The sequence below is a fragment of the Exiguobacterium sp. s145 genome (genome assembly GCF_018618835.1).
GTDB lineage: Bacteria > Bacillota > Bacilli > Exiguobacteriales > Exiguobacteriaceae > Exiguobacterium_A > Exiguobacterium_A artemiae.
Genome location: NZ_JACSMV010000002.1, coordinates 140,767 through 156,738, shown reverse-complemented (window position 1 = coordinate 156,738; position 15,972 = coordinate 140,767). Strand labels below are relative to the sequence as shown.

At 47.9% G+C, this 15,972-nt stretch carries 20 protein-coding genes and 1 pseudogene; 17 read left to right on the top strand and 4 right to left on the bottom strand.

Going from position 1 to position 15,972, the window contains the following annotated elements:
- Positions 1-15: 15 nt before the first annotated feature.
- On the top strand, positions 16-1,722 hold the full coding sequence (locus KNQ07_RS03780; protein WP_214764876.1) for a methyl-accepting chemotaxis protein: 1,707 nt from the start codon (positions 16-18) through the stop codon (positions 1,720-1,722).
- Between the two features lie 111 nt (positions 1,723-1,833).
- Positions 1,834-2,277: a hypothetical protein gene (locus tag KNQ07_RS03775; protein WP_214764875.1), complete on the top strand. Its 444-nt coding sequence runs from the start codon at positions 1,834-1,836 to the stop codon at positions 2,275-2,277.
- A gap of 52 nt (positions 2,278-2,329) precedes the next feature.
- On the opposite strand, the gene KNQ07_RS03770 is transcribed toward KNQ07_RS03775, so the two are convergent.
- On the bottom strand, positions 2,330-3,088 hold the full coding sequence (locus tag KNQ07_RS03770) for a bacteriorhodopsin (RefSeq protein WP_214764874.1): 759 nt from the start codon (positions 3,086-3,088) through the stop codon (positions 2,330-2,332).
- Between the two features lie 175 nt (positions 3,089-3,263).
- Here KNQ07_RS03770 and KNQ07_RS03765 point away from each other — a divergent pair, with 175 nt between their 5' ends.
- From KNQ07_RS03765 to KNQ07_RS03745, 5 genes are all read left to right on the top strand, one after another.
- On the top strand, positions 3,264-3,842 hold the full coding sequence (locus KNQ07_RS03765) for a GNAT family N-acetyltransferase (RefSeq protein WP_214764873.1): 579 nt from the start codon (positions 3,264-3,266) through the stop codon (positions 3,840-3,842).
- A complete protein-coding gene (locus KNQ07_RS03760) occupies positions 3,839-4,300 on the top strand; it encodes a VOC family protein (protein WP_214764872.1) in 462 nt (153 codons plus the stop codon). The genes KNQ07_RS03765 and KNQ07_RS03760 overlap by 4 nt, the downstream gene beginning before the upstream one ends.
- Before the next feature lie 363 nt (positions 4,301-4,663).
- On the top strand, positions 4,664-4,981 hold the full coding sequence (locus KNQ07_RS03755) for an ArsR/SmtB family transcription factor (protein ID WP_214764871.1): 318 nt from the start codon (positions 4,664-4,666) through the stop codon (positions 4,979-4,981).
- A gap of 103 nt (positions 4,982-5,084) precedes the next feature.
- Complete coding sequence (locus KNQ07_RS03750; protein WP_012370311.1) at positions 5,085-6,389, top strand: arsenic transporter; 1,305 nt, start codon at positions 5,085-5,087, stop codon at positions 6,387-6,389.
- A gap of 19 nt (positions 6,390-6,408) precedes the next feature.
- Positions 6,409-8,070 (top strand): FAD-dependent oxidoreductase, encoded by a 1,662-nt coding sequence (locus tag KNQ07_RS03745; RefSeq protein ID WP_012370312.1) that lies wholly within the window; start codon positions 6,409-6,411, stop codon positions 8,068-8,070.
- Positions 8,071-8,118: 48 nt separating this feature from the next.
- Here the strand turns inward: KNQ07_RS03745 and KNQ07_RS03740 are convergent, their stop codons facing one another.
- Positions 8,119-8,676, bottom strand: a complete 558-nt coding sequence (locus tag KNQ07_RS03740) for a hypothetical protein (RefSeq protein ID WP_012370313.1) — start codon at positions 8,674-8,676, stop codon at positions 8,119-8,121.
- A gap of 339 nt (positions 8,677-9,015) precedes the next feature.
- Between KNQ07_RS03740 and KNQ07_RS03735 the strand changes: the two are divergent.
- The 4 genes and pseudogenes from KNQ07_RS03735 (at position 9,016) to KNQ07_RS03720 (ending at position 12,025) form a co-directional block, all read left to right on the top strand.
- Positions 9,016-10,487, top strand: a pseudogene (locus KNQ07_RS03735) (SulP family inorganic anion transporter).
- Between the two features lie 17 nt (positions 10,488-10,504).
- Entirely contained in the window at positions 10,505-10,924 is a 420-nt protein-coding gene (locus tag KNQ07_RS03730) for a universal stress protein (RefSeq protein WP_214764870.1), read from the top strand.
- Between the two features lie 87 nt (positions 10,925-11,011).
- Positions 11,012-11,515 carry a YusW family protein gene (locus tag KNQ07_RS03725; protein ID WP_214764869.1) on the top strand — a complete coding sequence of 168 codons (504 nt, stop codon included), beginning with the start codon at positions 11,012-11,014 and terminating at the stop codon, positions 11,513-11,515.
- Between the two features lie 90 nt (positions 11,516-11,605).
- Positions 11,606-12,025, top strand: coding sequence for a GNAT family N-acetyltransferase (locus tag KNQ07_RS03720; RefSeq protein WP_214764868.1), 420 nt, complete (start codon positions 11,606-11,608; stop codon positions 12,023-12,025).
- 4 nt (positions 12,026-12,029) lie between these two features.
- Here the strand turns inward: KNQ07_RS03720 and KNQ07_RS03715 are convergent, their stop codons facing one another.
- On the bottom strand, positions 12,030-12,506 hold the full coding sequence (locus tag KNQ07_RS03715) for a hypothetical protein (RefSeq protein WP_214764867.1): 477 nt from the start codon (positions 12,504-12,506) through the stop codon (positions 12,030-12,032).
- Entirely contained in the window at positions 12,503-12,712 is a 210-nt protein-coding gene (locus tag KNQ07_RS03710) for a helix-turn-helix transcriptional regulator (protein WP_114595896.1), read from the bottom strand. The genes KNQ07_RS03715 and KNQ07_RS03710 overlap by 4 nt, the downstream gene beginning before the upstream one ends.
- Before the next feature lie 218 nt (positions 12,713-12,930).
- On the opposite strand from KNQ07_RS03710, the gene KNQ07_RS03705 reads away from it, so the two are divergent.
- From KNQ07_RS03705 to KNQ07_RS03680, 6 genes are all read left to right on the top strand, one after another.
- Positions 12,931-13,107, top strand: coding sequence for a hypothetical protein (locus KNQ07_RS03705; RefSeq protein WP_214764866.1), 177 nt, complete (start codon positions 12,931-12,933; stop codon positions 13,105-13,107).
- A gap of 120 nt (positions 13,108-13,227) precedes the next feature.
- Positions 13,228-13,452 (top strand): NAD(P)-binding protein, encoded by a 225-nt coding sequence (locus KNQ07_RS16305; protein WP_214764865.1) that lies wholly within the window; start codon positions 13,228-13,230, stop codon positions 13,450-13,452.
- On the top strand, positions 13,434-13,625 hold the full coding sequence (locus KNQ07_RS03695; protein ID WP_214764864.1) for a hypothetical protein: 192 nt from the start codon (positions 13,434-13,436) through the stop codon (positions 13,623-13,625). The genes KNQ07_RS16305 and KNQ07_RS03695 overlap by 19 nt, the downstream gene beginning before the upstream one ends.
- A gap of 19 nt (positions 13,626-13,644) precedes the next feature.
- Positions 13,645-14,535 carry a PhzF family phenazine biosynthesis protein gene (locus tag KNQ07_RS03690; protein ID WP_214764863.1) on the top strand — a complete coding sequence of 297 codons (891 nt, stop codon included), beginning with the start codon at positions 13,645-13,647 and terminating at the stop codon, positions 14,533-14,535.
- 16 nt (positions 14,536-14,551) lie between these two features.
- Entirely contained in the window at positions 14,552-15,064 is a 513-nt protein-coding gene (locus tag KNQ07_RS03685; RefSeq protein WP_214764862.1) for an NUDIX hydrolase, read from the top strand.
- Positions 15,049-15,654 (top strand): HAD-IA family hydrolase, encoded by a 606-nt coding sequence (locus KNQ07_RS03680; protein ID WP_214764861.1) that lies wholly within the window; start codon positions 15,049-15,051, stop codon positions 15,652-15,654. Before KNQ07_RS03685 ends, KNQ07_RS03680 begins: the two co-directional genes overlap by 16 nt.
- Positions 15,655-15,972: the final 318 nt, after the last annotated feature.

Genomic DNA, 15,972 nt, shown 5'->3' with positions numbered 1-15,972 from the left:
GGAGGGGTCTACATAATGAAAAATTTATCAGTACGGAAAAAGATTCAACTGTTGATTGCGACAGCGATTGTCGCAATGATTTTATTAGCCGGTGCAGGACTCTATTTTTTAAATCAGATGTCGAATGCATCAAAAGCGATGTACGAAGAAAACTTGATTCCGATCCAGGAAGTGGCGCAAATCCGGATTGATACGCGGGCGCTTGATTCGTTTCTCGTCGAGATGATGCTGACGAAAGATCCGGCCCGGGTTGAAGAACTGGGGGCGCAAATCGATCAACGGCAAGCGCAAATCCGTTCTTCCCTCAACAAATTTGAACGCACATCTGTACCGACGAAACAATCAGAAAAACAAGTCGAGAACCTGAAGGACAGTGTCCTCGCTTACGATAACGGCTTGAGTACGATTCAGGACCTGGTCACACAGGGCGATGAAGAACAAGGCTACCGCTTCTATTCGGAAAGTCTCGAGAAAACACGGGACGAAGTGGCCAATACGGCGAAAAGCCTGATGATGTCGATGACGAAACAGTCGAAAGACATCAACGCATTGAACCAGCAGGAAAAGCAGACAGCGTTTTACATCATGCTCGGGATTTTCCTCCTGGCCGTATTGTTGTTTGCCGGTCTTGCAATCTATATCACGCGTCTGATCACAAAACCGATCCGTTCCCTTCAAGGATGGATGAAGCAGTCGGGTAAAGGCGATTTGTCTGTCCGTGGCGATTACGTTTCAAAAGACGAACTCGGTCAATTGACGACATCATTCAACACGATGACAGAGCAGCTCCATCACGTCATCATTGAGATGACGGATACGTCGAAACATGTCGCGACAGCATCGGACGAATTAAGTACGAACGCGGAAGCGACGACAAAAGCGACGGAAATGGTTGCCGTGACGATGGAAGAAATCGCGAGCGGTGCCAGCCAACAATTAAATCAGGTATCCGGTGCATCGCGGACCGTTCAGGACTTGACGTCCGGCGTCAGTCAGGTTGCCGGGAATGCCCAACAGATGACGGACGCGACGGGTGACGCGATGGAGAAAGTGACTCACGGCGGACAGGTCGTCCGTCAGCTCGGTCAACAGATGGAACGGATTAACACCGACTTTACGGAACTGGGTCACGTCATCGTCGGACTTGGAAACCGGTCGCAGGAGATCGGACAAATCACCGATTCGATCACGGGCATTGCGGCGCAGACGAACCTGCTCGCACTGAATGCAGCGATTGAGGCGGCCCGGGCCGGTGAACAGGGACGCGGATTCGCCGTCGTCGCAGCGGAAGTCAAGACGCTTGCCGAACAGTCGGCACTCGCGGCGAAACAAATCGAGGGTCTGATTCAAGTCATCCGTCAGGAAACGGAACAGTCGGTTGTTTCGATGGAAAAAGTCACGACGGAAATGACGAACGGCATTCAGGTTGCCGGCGAGGCGAGTGCTTCCTTTGAAGCAATCGAACGGTCAATCAGTGACGTGACGGGGCAGGTCGAAGAAGTGTCGGGAGCCGTCCAGGAAATGGCGGCCGGCAGTGAACAGATTTCCGCAATCATGCGTGAGATTCAAGGTGTGACGGAAAGTACGGCCGCCGGAACCGAGAACATCTCGGCTTCGACGGAAGAACAGATGGCCTCGATGCAGGAAATCTCGTCCGCGTCACAATCACTGGCGACGATGGCAGAAGACTTAAAACGGTTGTCGAGTCGTTTTAACGTGTAATAAATCAGGCAGGTATCCAAAACGGATACCTGTTTTTTGATGGAAAAAGAAGGGATTTGAAGTAGTGAACAGTAATAACTATAGAAATAGTGAAAAAAGGAGGCTACGGATATGGGACCACATGAACTCATTGAATGGATTCTTTACGGGGTATTCGGTTTGATTGTGCTTCCGATTGTCGTGTTCGGCTTTGTGAAGACGGGAAAAAAACGTATGCTGGCTTTGATGACGGCAGGAGTGCTCTGTCTGATGTTCGGCAGTTTTTTAATAATGAGTCAGCCGGATGATGAGGACATCAAAGCAGAGATTCAGGAAAATGTAGCAGCCGTCAAACCGTATCTTGCGAAAGAGTTTCCGGGTGAAAAGTGGACGATTTCGACCGTACCCTTTCAAAAAGAAGGATATCAGCACGTCAATCCTTATTTCATAACCGTTGTTTTTCAAAATGAACCGGATGCTGCGTATGAGTACAATGTTAATCGCAACGGACGCGTCGAACTGGTCGGGTTTTCCAGTAAAAGTGATTACCATGAGTTTAAGCACTTGGAAAAATGAAAAGAATCAAAAAAACAGTCCACCGCGAGGCGGAACTGTTTCAAACATCCGTTCAGGACGTCAGCGTTTTTCCTTTGGAAGACGATAGCGACGACATCGTTTTGACGGCGAAGAAGGCAATCAAACCGAACCCGACCTTGTTCGTTAAATCGGCAAAGTTGTAAATCAATTCGCGGACGAGCTGGATTTCAACTCCCGGCGCAAACAACGTGACAGCGTAACCGATCGGATAGATGGCCCAACCGATCAGGATGAACAACCGCATTTTCAGAAGAGCATCGCGAATTGGAGCCGGTTTGTTTTCCGCAGCTTTCGTGACATTCGTAAACAGCAGATAGATGATATAGATCCAGGCGAAACATCCAATCAGATACGACCACAGTCCGAGTTGCGTGAAACCGCCGGCGATGTTGATTGAGGATTCGCCGATGTAGCCGCCGACAATCATGATCACGTCAGCGATTACGAGTTTCGTCAGCAAGCACCGGCCGAGCCGACCTTTCAGACCGAGCAACAATGGAAACTTGACGAGCAACAGAGGCGTCGTGACGAGCCAGTCGATATAACGGATTTCTGTTGGAAAACCGTCGATTTCTGACAACAGACCGGACGTTCCGACGGCATCTTTCATAAAGTAATAATGAATGGCCGCGACAAAGGTGACGAGTGCAGCGACGGTAGCGGTGGAGCGGTATTCCGGTGCCAGTGAATTCCGTTCGACTAAAAAGTAGAGTGTCCCGGCGGCCATTCCGACGAATCCGACCCAAAACATATACTGCGTGGCAAGAACGAGTAAATTGACTTCTTCCATGATCAGTCACTCCTTCATTACACAAAACACGCGTTTCTATACATTTAGTATAGGACGACACTGGCAACAACGAAGTGCTTCAACCGTTGCGTGATGTGCGGTGAGGTACTGAAAAGACACAAGTTAGACGAAAGATTCAAACCGAAACCAAGACATCAAAACTGGAGGAATCAATATGCCTTTTCCCACTTTAGAAACATCCCGTCTCGCACTGGTGGAAGTAACACCGGAACACGCTTCGTCACTCTTTCATATCTTATCGAACGAAACCGTCACCCGCTTTTACGGAATGAATCCGCTTCGTGAACAAAACGATGCGTTGAACATCACAGGGTCTTTCAAACAGACGTATGACACGCAACAAGGCATTCGTTGGGGTATCCTGATCCGTGACAGCGGGACGTTTATCGGGACGCTTGGTCTGAATCACCTCAGCCTGTACAGCAAAAAGGCGGAGATCGGCTTTGAACTTGATCCTGCGCACTGGCGGCGTGGTTATGCAGCAGAAGCGATTCAAGCTGTGTTGGAATATGCCTTCGAGACACTGGCATTACACCGGATGGGTGCCGTGACATTTTTAGAAAACGAGGCATCCGTTCAACTGTTAAAACGACTCGGATTCGAAGAGGAAGGGATTTTGCGTGGTTATCTTTATCAAGACGGCTCGTCGCACGATGGACGGATTTTTTCATTGCTGCAACCAGATTATCAGTTGATGGTACAGGAACAACACGCACAGGAAAAACCGGTATGAAAGTGAACCGGATTGATCATGTCAGTATCAACGTACTGAGTTTAGTGGAAGTGACACATTTTTTCGTCAGCCTGGGATTCGTCGTAAAAGGTGAATGGGAATCGTCCGGACCGCAACTCGACCGGATTACCGGTCTGCGTAACGTCAAGACTTCATGTGCCGCTCTCGGCGTACCCGACGGAGAGACGTGGCTTGAACTCGTTCAATATCAGAATCCAGTCGATACTGGTCAATCATCAAACGAAGTTCACGCGGCAGGTCTTCGTCATCTTTGTCTCAATGTCGAGTCGCTTGACGCGATGATGACAATCGTGAACGAGCAGGGCTATACTTCAATCAGTCCGGCAGAGCAGTTTGGAGAAACGTACCGAATTTGTTATGTCAGGGGACCGGAAGGCATCATACTGGAAATAGCAGAAAACTATCTTAAACTAAAGGAGGGAAAAGATGTTTCGTAATTCAAAAGGCAGCACGCAAGTCTGACTCAATGATCTTGGTGTTTGTTTATTCGTCCTGATCGGTCTGACGCTTGCGACGTATCCTGTCGTCATCACGGCATCTGGACGGTTGATGTACGATGAATCAATCTGGCTGAGTACAACGGAAATGAACAAATTCATCACCTTTTATTTTTCTGCATTTTTTGCCTATTTTTTAATCGTAAATCAATTGTATCCCCGTTTTAATAGACGTCAGCTAAAAAAAGACTTGAATAACAAAGAGGTTATATAATAAATTGGTTATATAGAGAAAATCGTCAGTCTGAACGTGTCGGCTGACGATTTTCCCGTTGAAGCTCAATCCGGAAAGGAGGAATTGACTTGATTCGTACGGCGAACCCTGTCGAAGAGATGAGCCAGTTCTTGAAACTGCTCAGTGACAGTACACGTCTTGAAGTGTTGCGTCGGTTGCATGCCCGGGAACATTGTGTCTGTGATTTTGTCGAAATGTTTGATATCTCACAACCCGCCGTCAGCCGTCACTTAAAATTGTTGCGTCAAGCACAGGTGATTTTGGAACGGCGTGAACGGCAATGGATTTATTTCCGATTGAATCCGGATCATCCGCAACATGACTTGTTGTTGACGATCTTAAACTCGATGGAACCATTACCAGTTTCTTTACCAAATAGTTGCTGAGTTTTAAGTAAATAAACAGAGCTGATACATAACGGAAATGTTATGTAAGAAAAAATGTATTCAGCCGTTGTAAAACAGAGGAAAAAATTAATCAAGAAATGAAGTGAACGCATTGACCGGAACACATCTACTTGCGATCGGGATTTTCCTGATCACCTTATTTTTAATCATCAAACAACCAAAAGGTCTAGGCATCGGCTACTCCGCGATAGGAATGGCATTGATTGCCTTACTGACCGGCGCAGTGAATCTGGATGATGTCTCGACGGTTTGGGGCATCATCTGGAACGCAACCTTTACCTTCATCGCCCTGATCATCATCTCGTTGATTTTGGACGAAATCGGCTTCTTCGAATGGGCGGCGCTTCACATGGCACGTATCGCAAAAGGCGGCGGCGTCAAACTGTTTGTTTACCTGACATTGCTCGGCGCACTCGTATCCGCCTTGTTTGCGAACGACGGGGCTGCCTTGATCCTGACACCGATTGTTCTTGCCATCGTCCGCTACTTAAAATTACCGGACTACGTCGTTTTGGCGTACGTGTTTGCGTCCGGCTTCATTGCCGATACGGCGAGTCTGCCGTTCGTCGTCTCCAACCTCGTCAATATCGTCTCGGCCGACTTCTTTGACATCGGTTTTACGGAATATGCCTCACGGATGGTCTTCGTGAACGTCTTTTCCGTCATCGGCAGTCTGCTTGTGTTGTATCTTTACTTCCGCAAAAGTATTCCGAAGACCTACGACGTGACGCAACTTGTCGCACCGAGCACGGCAATTAAGGATCAGCGGATGTTCAAGTTATCGTGGCTGGTTCTCGTGCTGCTTGTCGTCGGCTACTTCACGAGTGACTTCATCGGCATTCCGGTCAGTCTCGTTGCCGGCGTCATCGCCTTGTTCTTCCTGTTGATGGCGCGTCGTTCACCTAGTGTGCCGACGAAAAAAGTCATCGCCGGTGCACCGTGGGCGATCGTCTTCTTCTCGCTCGGAATGTATATCGTCGTTTATGGTCTGCAAAATGCCGGGTTGACGCAAGTGCTTGCCGAAGTCATCGACGGTTTTGCGACGACGCTTGCCGGTGCGACGTTCGGGATGGGCTTCCTCGCCGCCATTCTGTCATCGATTATGAACAATATGCCGACCGTCATGATTGATGCCCTGGCAATCGAGCACAGTCAGACGACCGGCATCATCCGTGAAGCCTTGATTTATGCCAATGTCATCGGTTCCGATTTAGGTCCGAAGATTACACCGATCGGCAGTCTGGCAACACTGCTGTGGTTGCATGTCTTACGCTCGAAAGGTGTCAGAATCGGCTGGGGACAATACTTTAAAATCGGTACGATCCTGACGATTCCAACGCTTGCGATTACGTTGCTCGGATTGTACATCAGCTTGTTACTTTATTAATTTTCAGGAGGACACTTACATGAAATTGTTGATCATTGGTTCAGTTGCCGCCGGAACATCGGTCGGTGCAAAAGCACGCCGGAACAGTGAAGATTTACAGATTACGATTTATGACCGCGATCAGGACATCTCCTATTCCGGTTGCGGGATTCCGTACTTCGTCGGCGGTGAGATTGCCGACATCGACGAATTGACACCGCGCGATGCCGCATTCTTCAAAAAACGTTATAACATCGACATCCACACAAGACACGAAGTCGAATCGATTGATCACGCAACGAAAACGGCGACCATCGTTAATCTGGCGACCGGTGATCGGTTGACGGATACGTACGATACGCTGGTGCTTGCGACCGGTGCATCAAGCATCGTTCCGCCCTTACAGGGTGTCGATCACGACAACGTCTTCACGGTGCGCAATGTCCGGAATGCCGATGCGATCCGCTCATACATCGACGCCCATAATCCAAAAACGGCAACGATTGTCGGCGGCGGTTTCATCGGTCTTGAGATGGCCGAGCAACTGTCATACCGCGGGATTCAGGTGACACTCGTCGAACGTTTGCCGCAAGTCATGCCACCGCTTGACCGTGACATGGCAGAACGGGTTGCTGATCATTTAAGAGATAAAGGCGTCTCACTGTTGCTCGGAGAATCGGTGACGGCATTAAACGGGACGGAGCGGGTCACGGACATCGCCCTTGAAAGTGGCAAATCAATTGCGACAGAGCTCGTCATCCTGTCAGTCGGGGTCAAACCGAATACGGAGCTCGCCAAACAGATCGGCGTTGGGCTTGGTCAGACAGGCGCAATCGCCGTCAACCGGAAGATGCAGACGAACGTGGCAGATATCTATGCCGTCGGTGACGTCGCGGAAAGTTTCTCCGTCATTACCGGAGAAGCGATTTATCGTCCGCTCGGCTCGACCGCCAACAAGATGGGCCGGATTGCCGGGATGGTCATCACCGGGGAAGAAGCGGAACACCGCGGAATTCTTGGAACCGGCATCTTCAAAGCGTTTGATCTGACGGTCGCCCAAACCGGCTTGACGGAAAAAGAAGCGCGGGAAGCCGGATACGACATCGAAGTTCTCCACAATATTAAACCGGATCGTCCGGAATATATGGGTGGAAAAGAAATGACGATCAAGGCGATTGCCGACCGGGCGACAGGACGGGTCCTTGGCGCACAAATCGTTGGTCCGCAAGGGGTCGACAAACGGATTGATGTCCTCGCGACAGCGATTACGTTCAAGGCAAAAGCAGAAGATCTGTTCCACCTTGATCTTGCCTATGCGCCGCCGTTTGCGACAACAAAGGATCCGGTGCTCTATACCGGAATGGCACTCGACAATGCGATTAAAAAAACAGCCCGTCTGATGACACCAAATGAGTTGATCGAACAGGTCGCCGGCGGCAAGTCGTTCCAAATCATCGATACCCGTTCGAAAGCCCAGTTCGAAAAAAATCACGTCGACGGCGCGATTCATATCCCGCTCGGTGAACTGCGGACACGGGCGAAGGAACTCGATCCGACGTTGCCGACGATTGTTTACTGTAACAAAGGGGTGACCGGGAACGCCGCACAAAACGTGCTCAAAAACCTAGGTTTTACGGATGTCTGTAACTTATCCGGCGGTAATAAAAACTATCAACATTGCAAAAAGTGTCTGACCGAGTAATGGTCCGATGACAAAAAGCGGTTCTTCTTCGCAGAAGAGCCGCTTTTTTTACTGTGCATACCGGTAAGTATGCTCAATCCGTTGACGGATGCTGTCCGGCAAGGAAGCAGCGAGTGCGGTTTGTAACCGTTCCGGCGCGTCGAGCGGGTGAGACTGCCAGTAGTCTTCAAGGAGACGGACTTTGGATTCGCGTCCCGGCATCAATAGATAGAAGACGTACCAATCCTCAAGATGCATGAACGGATAGCGTTGTCCACCGAAACTGACCTGTTCCGTCATAGCCGTCTCATCAAAAATGAATGAAAAAACGCCTGCTTTATGTTGAATTTTGAAATCGACGATGAGATCCAGTTCAACGCTTCCAATCGTGTATTCTTCAAACCGGCGTGTCAAAAAAACTCCTTTATCTTGAGACGGCTGTTGTTTACCGAACTGCTTCAAAATCCGTTCAGCCACAGCGAAATCGTCCGGATGAAAGAGCAAATCCACATCGTTTGGATGCTCCACCAACCCATGGTGGGCGAGGAGAACCGAACCACCAATGCCCCATCTGACGTGAGCAGAGGCAAAGAGTGGGGAAAGGAGAGAAATCACGGATTCAATCATTTAAAATTCCTCCTGTGCAAACTATTGATTCTGTGAAATTACATTCAGCTTAGCAAACAAGCGCACTGAAATGAATTATTTTTTGGTCATTACCACTGTATGCTCAGGATAGGATTTCCGAAGACGTTTAAGCGACCTACTCAAATCCAACTCCGGTACTACACAAGGAGTTCATCGATTCGGATGAACTCCTTTTTAGTATGGATCAAATTTATCGTTTGAAAATAAAAAGACCAAAAGTGTTCCTTTTTGAAACTAACGGTGCTAGACTGTGGATATTCAAAACAGGATAGGATGTTGAGTAAGGAACGCTTCTCAACAGAAAGGTGGAAGAAACAGATGAAAATGAGTGTAAGAGAACAATGGTTCTCAAATGTCAGAGGTGATGTATTGGCAGGCATCGTTGTTGCGCTTGCTTTGATTCCGGAAGCAATCGCTTTCTCAATCATTGCCGGTGTCGATCCGATGGTCGGATTGTATGCTTCGTTTTGCATCGCTGTCATCATCGCTTTTGTCGGCGGCCGGCCGGGAATGATTTCAGCGGCAACCGGTGCGATGGCCCTTTTAATGGTCCCGCTCGTCAAGGAACACGGACTCAATTATCTGCTTGCGGCAACGATTTTAACCGGAGTCATTCAAATTCTCTTTGGGGTCTTCAAGATTGCACGGGTCATGAAATTCATTCCGCGTGCCGTCATGATCGGGTTCGTCAATGCACTGGCGATTCTGATTTTTATGGCTCATGTCCCGCATTTCATCGGGATTTCCACGATGACGTATGTGTTCGTCGCGATGACGCTGGCAATTGTCTATCTGTTACCGCGTTTTCTTAAAACGATTCCGGCACCACTGATTGCAATCATCGTGCTGACGATTGCGGCGATTTATTTAAACGTCGATTTACGGACGGTCGGTGATCTCGGAACGATTCAACGGTCGTTACCGTCGTTTTTCTTGCCGGACGTCCCGTTGAACTTCGAGACACTTCAAATTATTTTCCCGTATTCACTGGCACTCGCGATTGTCGGATTACTTGAATCATTGCTGACGGCGACGATCGTCGACGATATGACGGGCACGGAGAGCGAAAAAAACAAGGAAGCCCGCGGGCAGGGGATTGCGAACTTCATCACCGGTTTCTTCGGCGGAATGGCGGGTTGCGCGATGATCGGTCAATCGGTCAATCGGTCATCAACGTCAAGTCAGGAGGACGTGGGCGGCTGTCGACACTTATCGCCGGGCTGTTCCTGATGTTTTTGATCATCGTCCTCGGAAACTGGGTCGTTCAAATTCCGATGCCGGTTCTTGTCGGAATCATGATCATGGTCTCAATTGGCACGTTTGACTGGTCGTCGTTTACGTATCTCCGTAAAGCTCCGAAAGCCGATGCCTTCGTGATGCTCGCGACAGTCAGCATCGTCGTTGCCACACATGATCTGTCAATCGGCGTCATGGCAGGTGTCGTGTTAAGTGCCCTGTTCTTTGTCGCCAAAGTCTCGAAAATCAAGATCAAGCAACAGATAACGTCCGGAAAAACGGTATATACCGTCAAAGGTCCGTTATTCTTCGCGTCGGTTGATCATTTCATCGCTTCGTTTGATTATGAGGGGACGAACCAACAAATCCGGATTGATTTCAGCAGCACCCAAATTTGGGATGATTCGGCCGTCGGAGCGATTGACAAGGTGATGCTCCGCTTGATGGCGAATCAAAACAAAGTCGAACTGATTGGATTGAATCCGGAAAGTAAGAAACTGATTGATCGGTTGGCGGTTCATCAGGATCCGATCCCGAAAATTTCCACACATTGAGTTAAGGGGGAACGGTTATGTATCAACATATCTTATTAGCCGTCGACGGTTCGGACCATTCCGTCCGGGCGGCGGAAGAAGCAATTAAGATTGCCCGGCTCAGTCTGGACAGTCAAGTGGAAGTCGTTTTCGTCGCCGATTTTGGAAAAATTAAAGACGATGTCCTGCATACGAAAGGAACGGCAGGGCTTGAAGTGGCCCGCAGAAAAAGACTGGCACCGGTCGAAGAAAAGCTCGAAGCAGCAGATGTCTCCTATTACGTGACGATTCTTCGCGGTGAGCCGGGTCCGACAATTGTGGATCACGCCAATCAAAAGCAGGTCGATTTAACGATTATCGGCAGCCGGGGGTTAAACAGTCTGCAGGAAATGATGCTCGGTAGTGTCAGTCATAAGATTGCCAAACGTGTCAAATGTCCGGTTTTGATTGTGAAGTGACGAGTGAATCTTTTTCTGAAATCGCACATTAAAATGATTTATGTGTCTTGACCCGGGGGATAGTCAAAAAAAGAGGGGGTCATTCTAATGAAGAAGACATATTTGGTACCGGTTCTTGGTCTTGCCCTGTTTGCCGCAGGATGCGGCAATTCGGACAATCAGGAAACGGAAAAAGTCGAGGAAACGACAACGACAAATGATAATTCGATGACGGATGACAGCACGATGAACGACGATACGTCAGGTATACAAGATCAGGATACAGTGACGGACAATGCCGACAAAGATTACGGATTCGTCAGTCTGTCAGTCGAGGCAGATACTTCGGACATGATGGACGCCGTCGACATTAGTTATGACCGTGATAACGACGGGACGGAAGCCGATTACAAGATGAACGGTGAGCAGGCGCAAGGCAATGAAGCGATGAAGACGCTGGATGCCAAGCTCGACGAACTGAACCTTGATGCCGATACGTCAAATGATGACGCGATTGCTCAAGTCGAGAAAGTCTTTGGCATCAATGACGCGACCCGTCTTGAAATCGAGATCGAGTTTGCCGATGGTACAGAAAAAGAATTTAAGAAGTAAAAAAAAGAGGTGCCAAGCGGCGCCTCTTTTTCTTTTCTCTCTATGATATGATGAGAACGTATTGTAAAATATTTCAATCGGGGGTTTTGAATGATGGAAATCACAAGCGGTACGACGGAAGATGGGCAATGGATCCGGGAGCAACTGATTGCTTATAACCGACAACACGTTCCGGCAACGCTCTTTACGGAAGCGGAACCATATTGCTTTTTGGCATGGGATGAAGACGAGCAACTCCTCGGCGGTGTTACGGCAAGTTATGTGTGGAATCATCTGCAGGTGCACTTTTTGTGGGTCGACCCGGAAAACCGAATCGGCGGTACCGGAAAACAGCTGATGGCAAAAATCGAATCGATTGCCGAAGAAAAATCATGCAGTAAGATCTTGCTTGATACGTTCAGCTTTCAAGCGCCGGGCTTTTATGAAAAGCTCGGATTCGAGGAATACGGTCGTCTGCCCGATCATCCGACGGAAGGACAGACCCAGTACTTTTTCGTCAAGTATTTGTAAGTGTTTAGCGTTGGTAATGATAGACCCAGGCCGCCATATAGGAAAGCGTTCCTGCTGTTAAGACGAGCGCAGTGGCGTAAAATGAAAAGTTTGGAAAAATCGACATCAGCGGAACATCAAATAAAAAGCAAATCATTAGAGCGGGTAAAGTAATTAAAAAAGTCACATAGGCGGCGCGTGTTGCCTTTCCTGTGATCACTTCTTCCCGTTCATCTTGATCAGAAAACTCTGTAGTCGACGACGACCACTTGGAAAAAGAACTCTTCTTATCTGTTCGCATCCAGTAGCCGGTGACCGAAAGACCAATTGCGACCAGTATGACAGGAAGAATAATGGAAAGGTCCAGTGTCAGATTGAAGCCGGTTCCTTTGACCGGATCATTTTGAAAAACATTTAGTTGATCGTGAATAGAACTAATGAAAATAGCTGCCAAAAAATACATACAAATGTTTAAACACGACTGAATGATGACACGTTTCATTCCGATTCCTCCTCCAAGTAAAAAATCGATTCGACAGGACGCTCGAGCACTCGTGCAATCTGCATTGCCAGTAACAAGGACGGAGTATAGCTGCCTTTTTCAAGCGAGATGACTGTCTGGCGTGTGACACCAATCATCTGAGCAAATTGTTCCTGCGTCCATCCGTTGCTGCTCCGCAACGATTTAACCCGGTTCGTCAGCTTCATCACAGTTTCTCCTTCATTAGTTGGTACTTAAATTGTAAAGTATGTTTTACATTTTGTAAAGTTCGTTTTACATTGGAATAAAAAACAGACTGTTACTTTTTTGAGACTCTTTATCAAAAATCATCGAACCTCTTGAATTATCGGAATATTCAACCGATAAACGGGTAACTTACACAAAACGATGACGGTTGGCTTAAAGAGAGAAAGGAGGCGCCGACATGATGCCGGAATTGTTACCTGACGAGCGTGAACTCGAGCGAAGGATTCGAATCGTCCATTTGCTGCGTAAACTCGGGAAATCCGACGAAGCCATCGCCAAATCATTATATGTTTCCACCGAATGGGTCCAGTCGATCTTTGATGAAGACGACTGGCGACATATGCAATCATCCTAAGGAACAACGAACAGAGTGTCGGATGACGCTCTGTTTTTTTGTTTGCTTCTGTTAAAGAGTAGGCGGTCGAATTGTTTTTCGGTACACTGAGAAGGAAATCACTGGAAAAAAGCGGTCAACATGCGAAGAATTGCCATCATCGGTGCCAGTTTAACCGGTTTGTACACTACTTGGCGTCTGCAGGAAAAGGGATATGAGGTCACGCTTTTTGAGGGACGTGATCAGATCGGCAGGCGGATCGGGCAGGCTTCGCTATCAGTTGACCCGTTTATTCGAACCGGAAGTCCGATCCACGTATTGTTTTTTATCAGGACTGGACAAAGGAAATGGAGACAGCCACGTTAGCCGACGCTGACTCGTTAATCGAAATTCCCGTCTATGAAGCGATTGAGCTTGAAGGATTGTGGAAAGATGCGCTGACGTTACTCGGAACGGAGAGTGACCCGGCGTTCGGCGACTATCTCGAAGGGGAGTTACAATGGGTCGAGCGGTGGTTAACACATCTCGCTTGTACATGAAACGAAAGGGTGAGTAGGAATGGAGATTAGGGTTAAAGTCTTTCACTATGATGTTTTTACGACAACACCGGGTAAAGGGAACCCTGCTGGTGTTGTGTTAAACAGTGACGCCCTATCAACAGAGCAAATGCAATTAATTGCAGCGCAAACAGGCTTTACGGAAACGACATTTGTTAGTCGATTAAACGAATCTGTTCCCCGCTTCAGATATTTTTCACCGAAATCTGAAATGAACCTTTGCGGGCACGGCACGATTGCTGCCTGGACCGCGTTGCAAGAGCAAAACTTTAATTCCGAACGTAAACAACTGATTGAGACCAAAATTGGTCGGTTAAATATTGGGGAAGTACGAACCCCAAAAGGAATTCAAGTACAGATGCAACAGGGAGTAGCACAATTTTCTCCGTTCGAAAGTGATTTGATACCTGTTCTTGAAAGTATCGGCATTAAGCTGGAGCAAGTGGATAAGCGGTTTCCAATCGTCTATGGAAGTACAGGGAACTGGACGCTGATTCTTCCAGTCAAACGCTTAAAAGACTTTCTTGATATGCAACCAGATAATAAACAATTTTCTTCAGTTTTAAAACAGTTTCCGGAAGCATCGATTCACCCGATTTGTCTTGAAACTTATTTGGCGGAAGCTGATATGCATGGTAGACATTTTTCTGCAACGCAGTCTGGAACAAAGGAAAATCCGGTGACAGGTACCGCAAGTGGCGTTATGGGGGCATATTACGCTAAATACATAAATCCACAATCCTGGGAGCGACATATCTTTCGAGTGGAACAGAGACATGAAATGGAACGCGAAGGATTAGTAGAGGTCACAGTCAACTATATTGCAAAAAATTGGGAAGTAATGATTGCAGGGGTTTGTGTCAGAACAACATCTCGCATACTCATTATTTAAAAAATGGAGGATCATCATGCAACAATCAAAAGATACGTTTCACCGGGCATTCGGTACATACGGCATCTATTATAATGAAGGAAAATTGCTCGTCATTCATAAGCAGGGCGGACCGTACACGTACCGGTACGATTTGCCGGGCGGGAGTCTGGAAGATTTCGAGACGTTGCCGGACGCGCTGGACCGTGAATTCCAAGAGGAAACCGGGCTGACGGTCCGTTCCAAACAGTTGCTTGGAACGTTTGAATTTTTCCTTCAGTCCGACTGGCACCGGGCGTCGCATCTGCATCATATCGGCGTATTTTTCCGCGTGTTAGAAGCAGTTGGGGAACGGTCTGTACCAAAGACATTTGATGGGCAGGATTCGACCGGTTCGTCCTGGGTCAGCCGGGAAGACGTCGATGCGTCGAACGCGTCGCCGCTTGTTTTAAAAGCTTTTGATTATTTCGAAAACCCGGAAACGGACAAACTGACCCGGATACAAGACTGGGTCGTCCGCCAGAAGGCGACACGATGTACCGGCATGTAATCTGGGATTTTGACGGGACGCTGTTTGATACTTATCCGGTCATGGCTACTTTCTTGCAGAAGATGTTACGCGGGCAGGGACAGAATGTGGCGATTGAGTCGATTTTGGAAGCCATGAAAATCTCGGCGAAAACGGCCTATGAAAAGTATGGACTTGATGCGGACGCGATTTCACGGTTCAAAGTACAAAAAGCACAGGCAGAACTTAAATCGGCTCAACCGTTTACCGACATACCGCAACTCTGCCGCTTCATTCAAAAGCACGACGGACATAACTACATCCTGACGCATCGCGGAGCATCGACGTTTAAACTGTTACAGGCGAACGGATTGACGGGGGTCTTCCGGGATGTAGTGACGGCGGAGCGGGGATTTGCCCGAAAGCCGGATCCGGCCGCGATTCAGTATCTGATGAAACACTATCAAATGGAACCGGCTGAAACAATTATGATTGGTGACCGCGAACTTGACGTACTATCGGGACACCAGGCTGGAATTGACTTCTGCCTGATTGCGGACATACCGCCGAATCAAACTGTCGCGACGTACATTGTATCGAACGTGAAGGGTCTGAAGAGATTATTTGATTGATCTTCAAAAAAGCCGATAAAAGTTGGATGGTGACGTCCAACTTTTATCGGCTTTTTATGTTTATTCTGAAGATGACACATCCGTGTCACGCATATGAGAAGACAGTATGTAAGACGGTCAAAGATTATACTTTAAGAACCTATGTTCGTTTTATAACACAATTCAAACAGGGCTTTCCTTACTTATTTTTCATAATGTTAGTATAATCCATGCGGAAATATAAGTCTAGTTCTTTCTGTATCGTTTTCTTATAGTAAATCTACACGGGAAAAGCAGGGCTTCCTGCATGAATTGAAATGAGGGGATGTATATTATGGA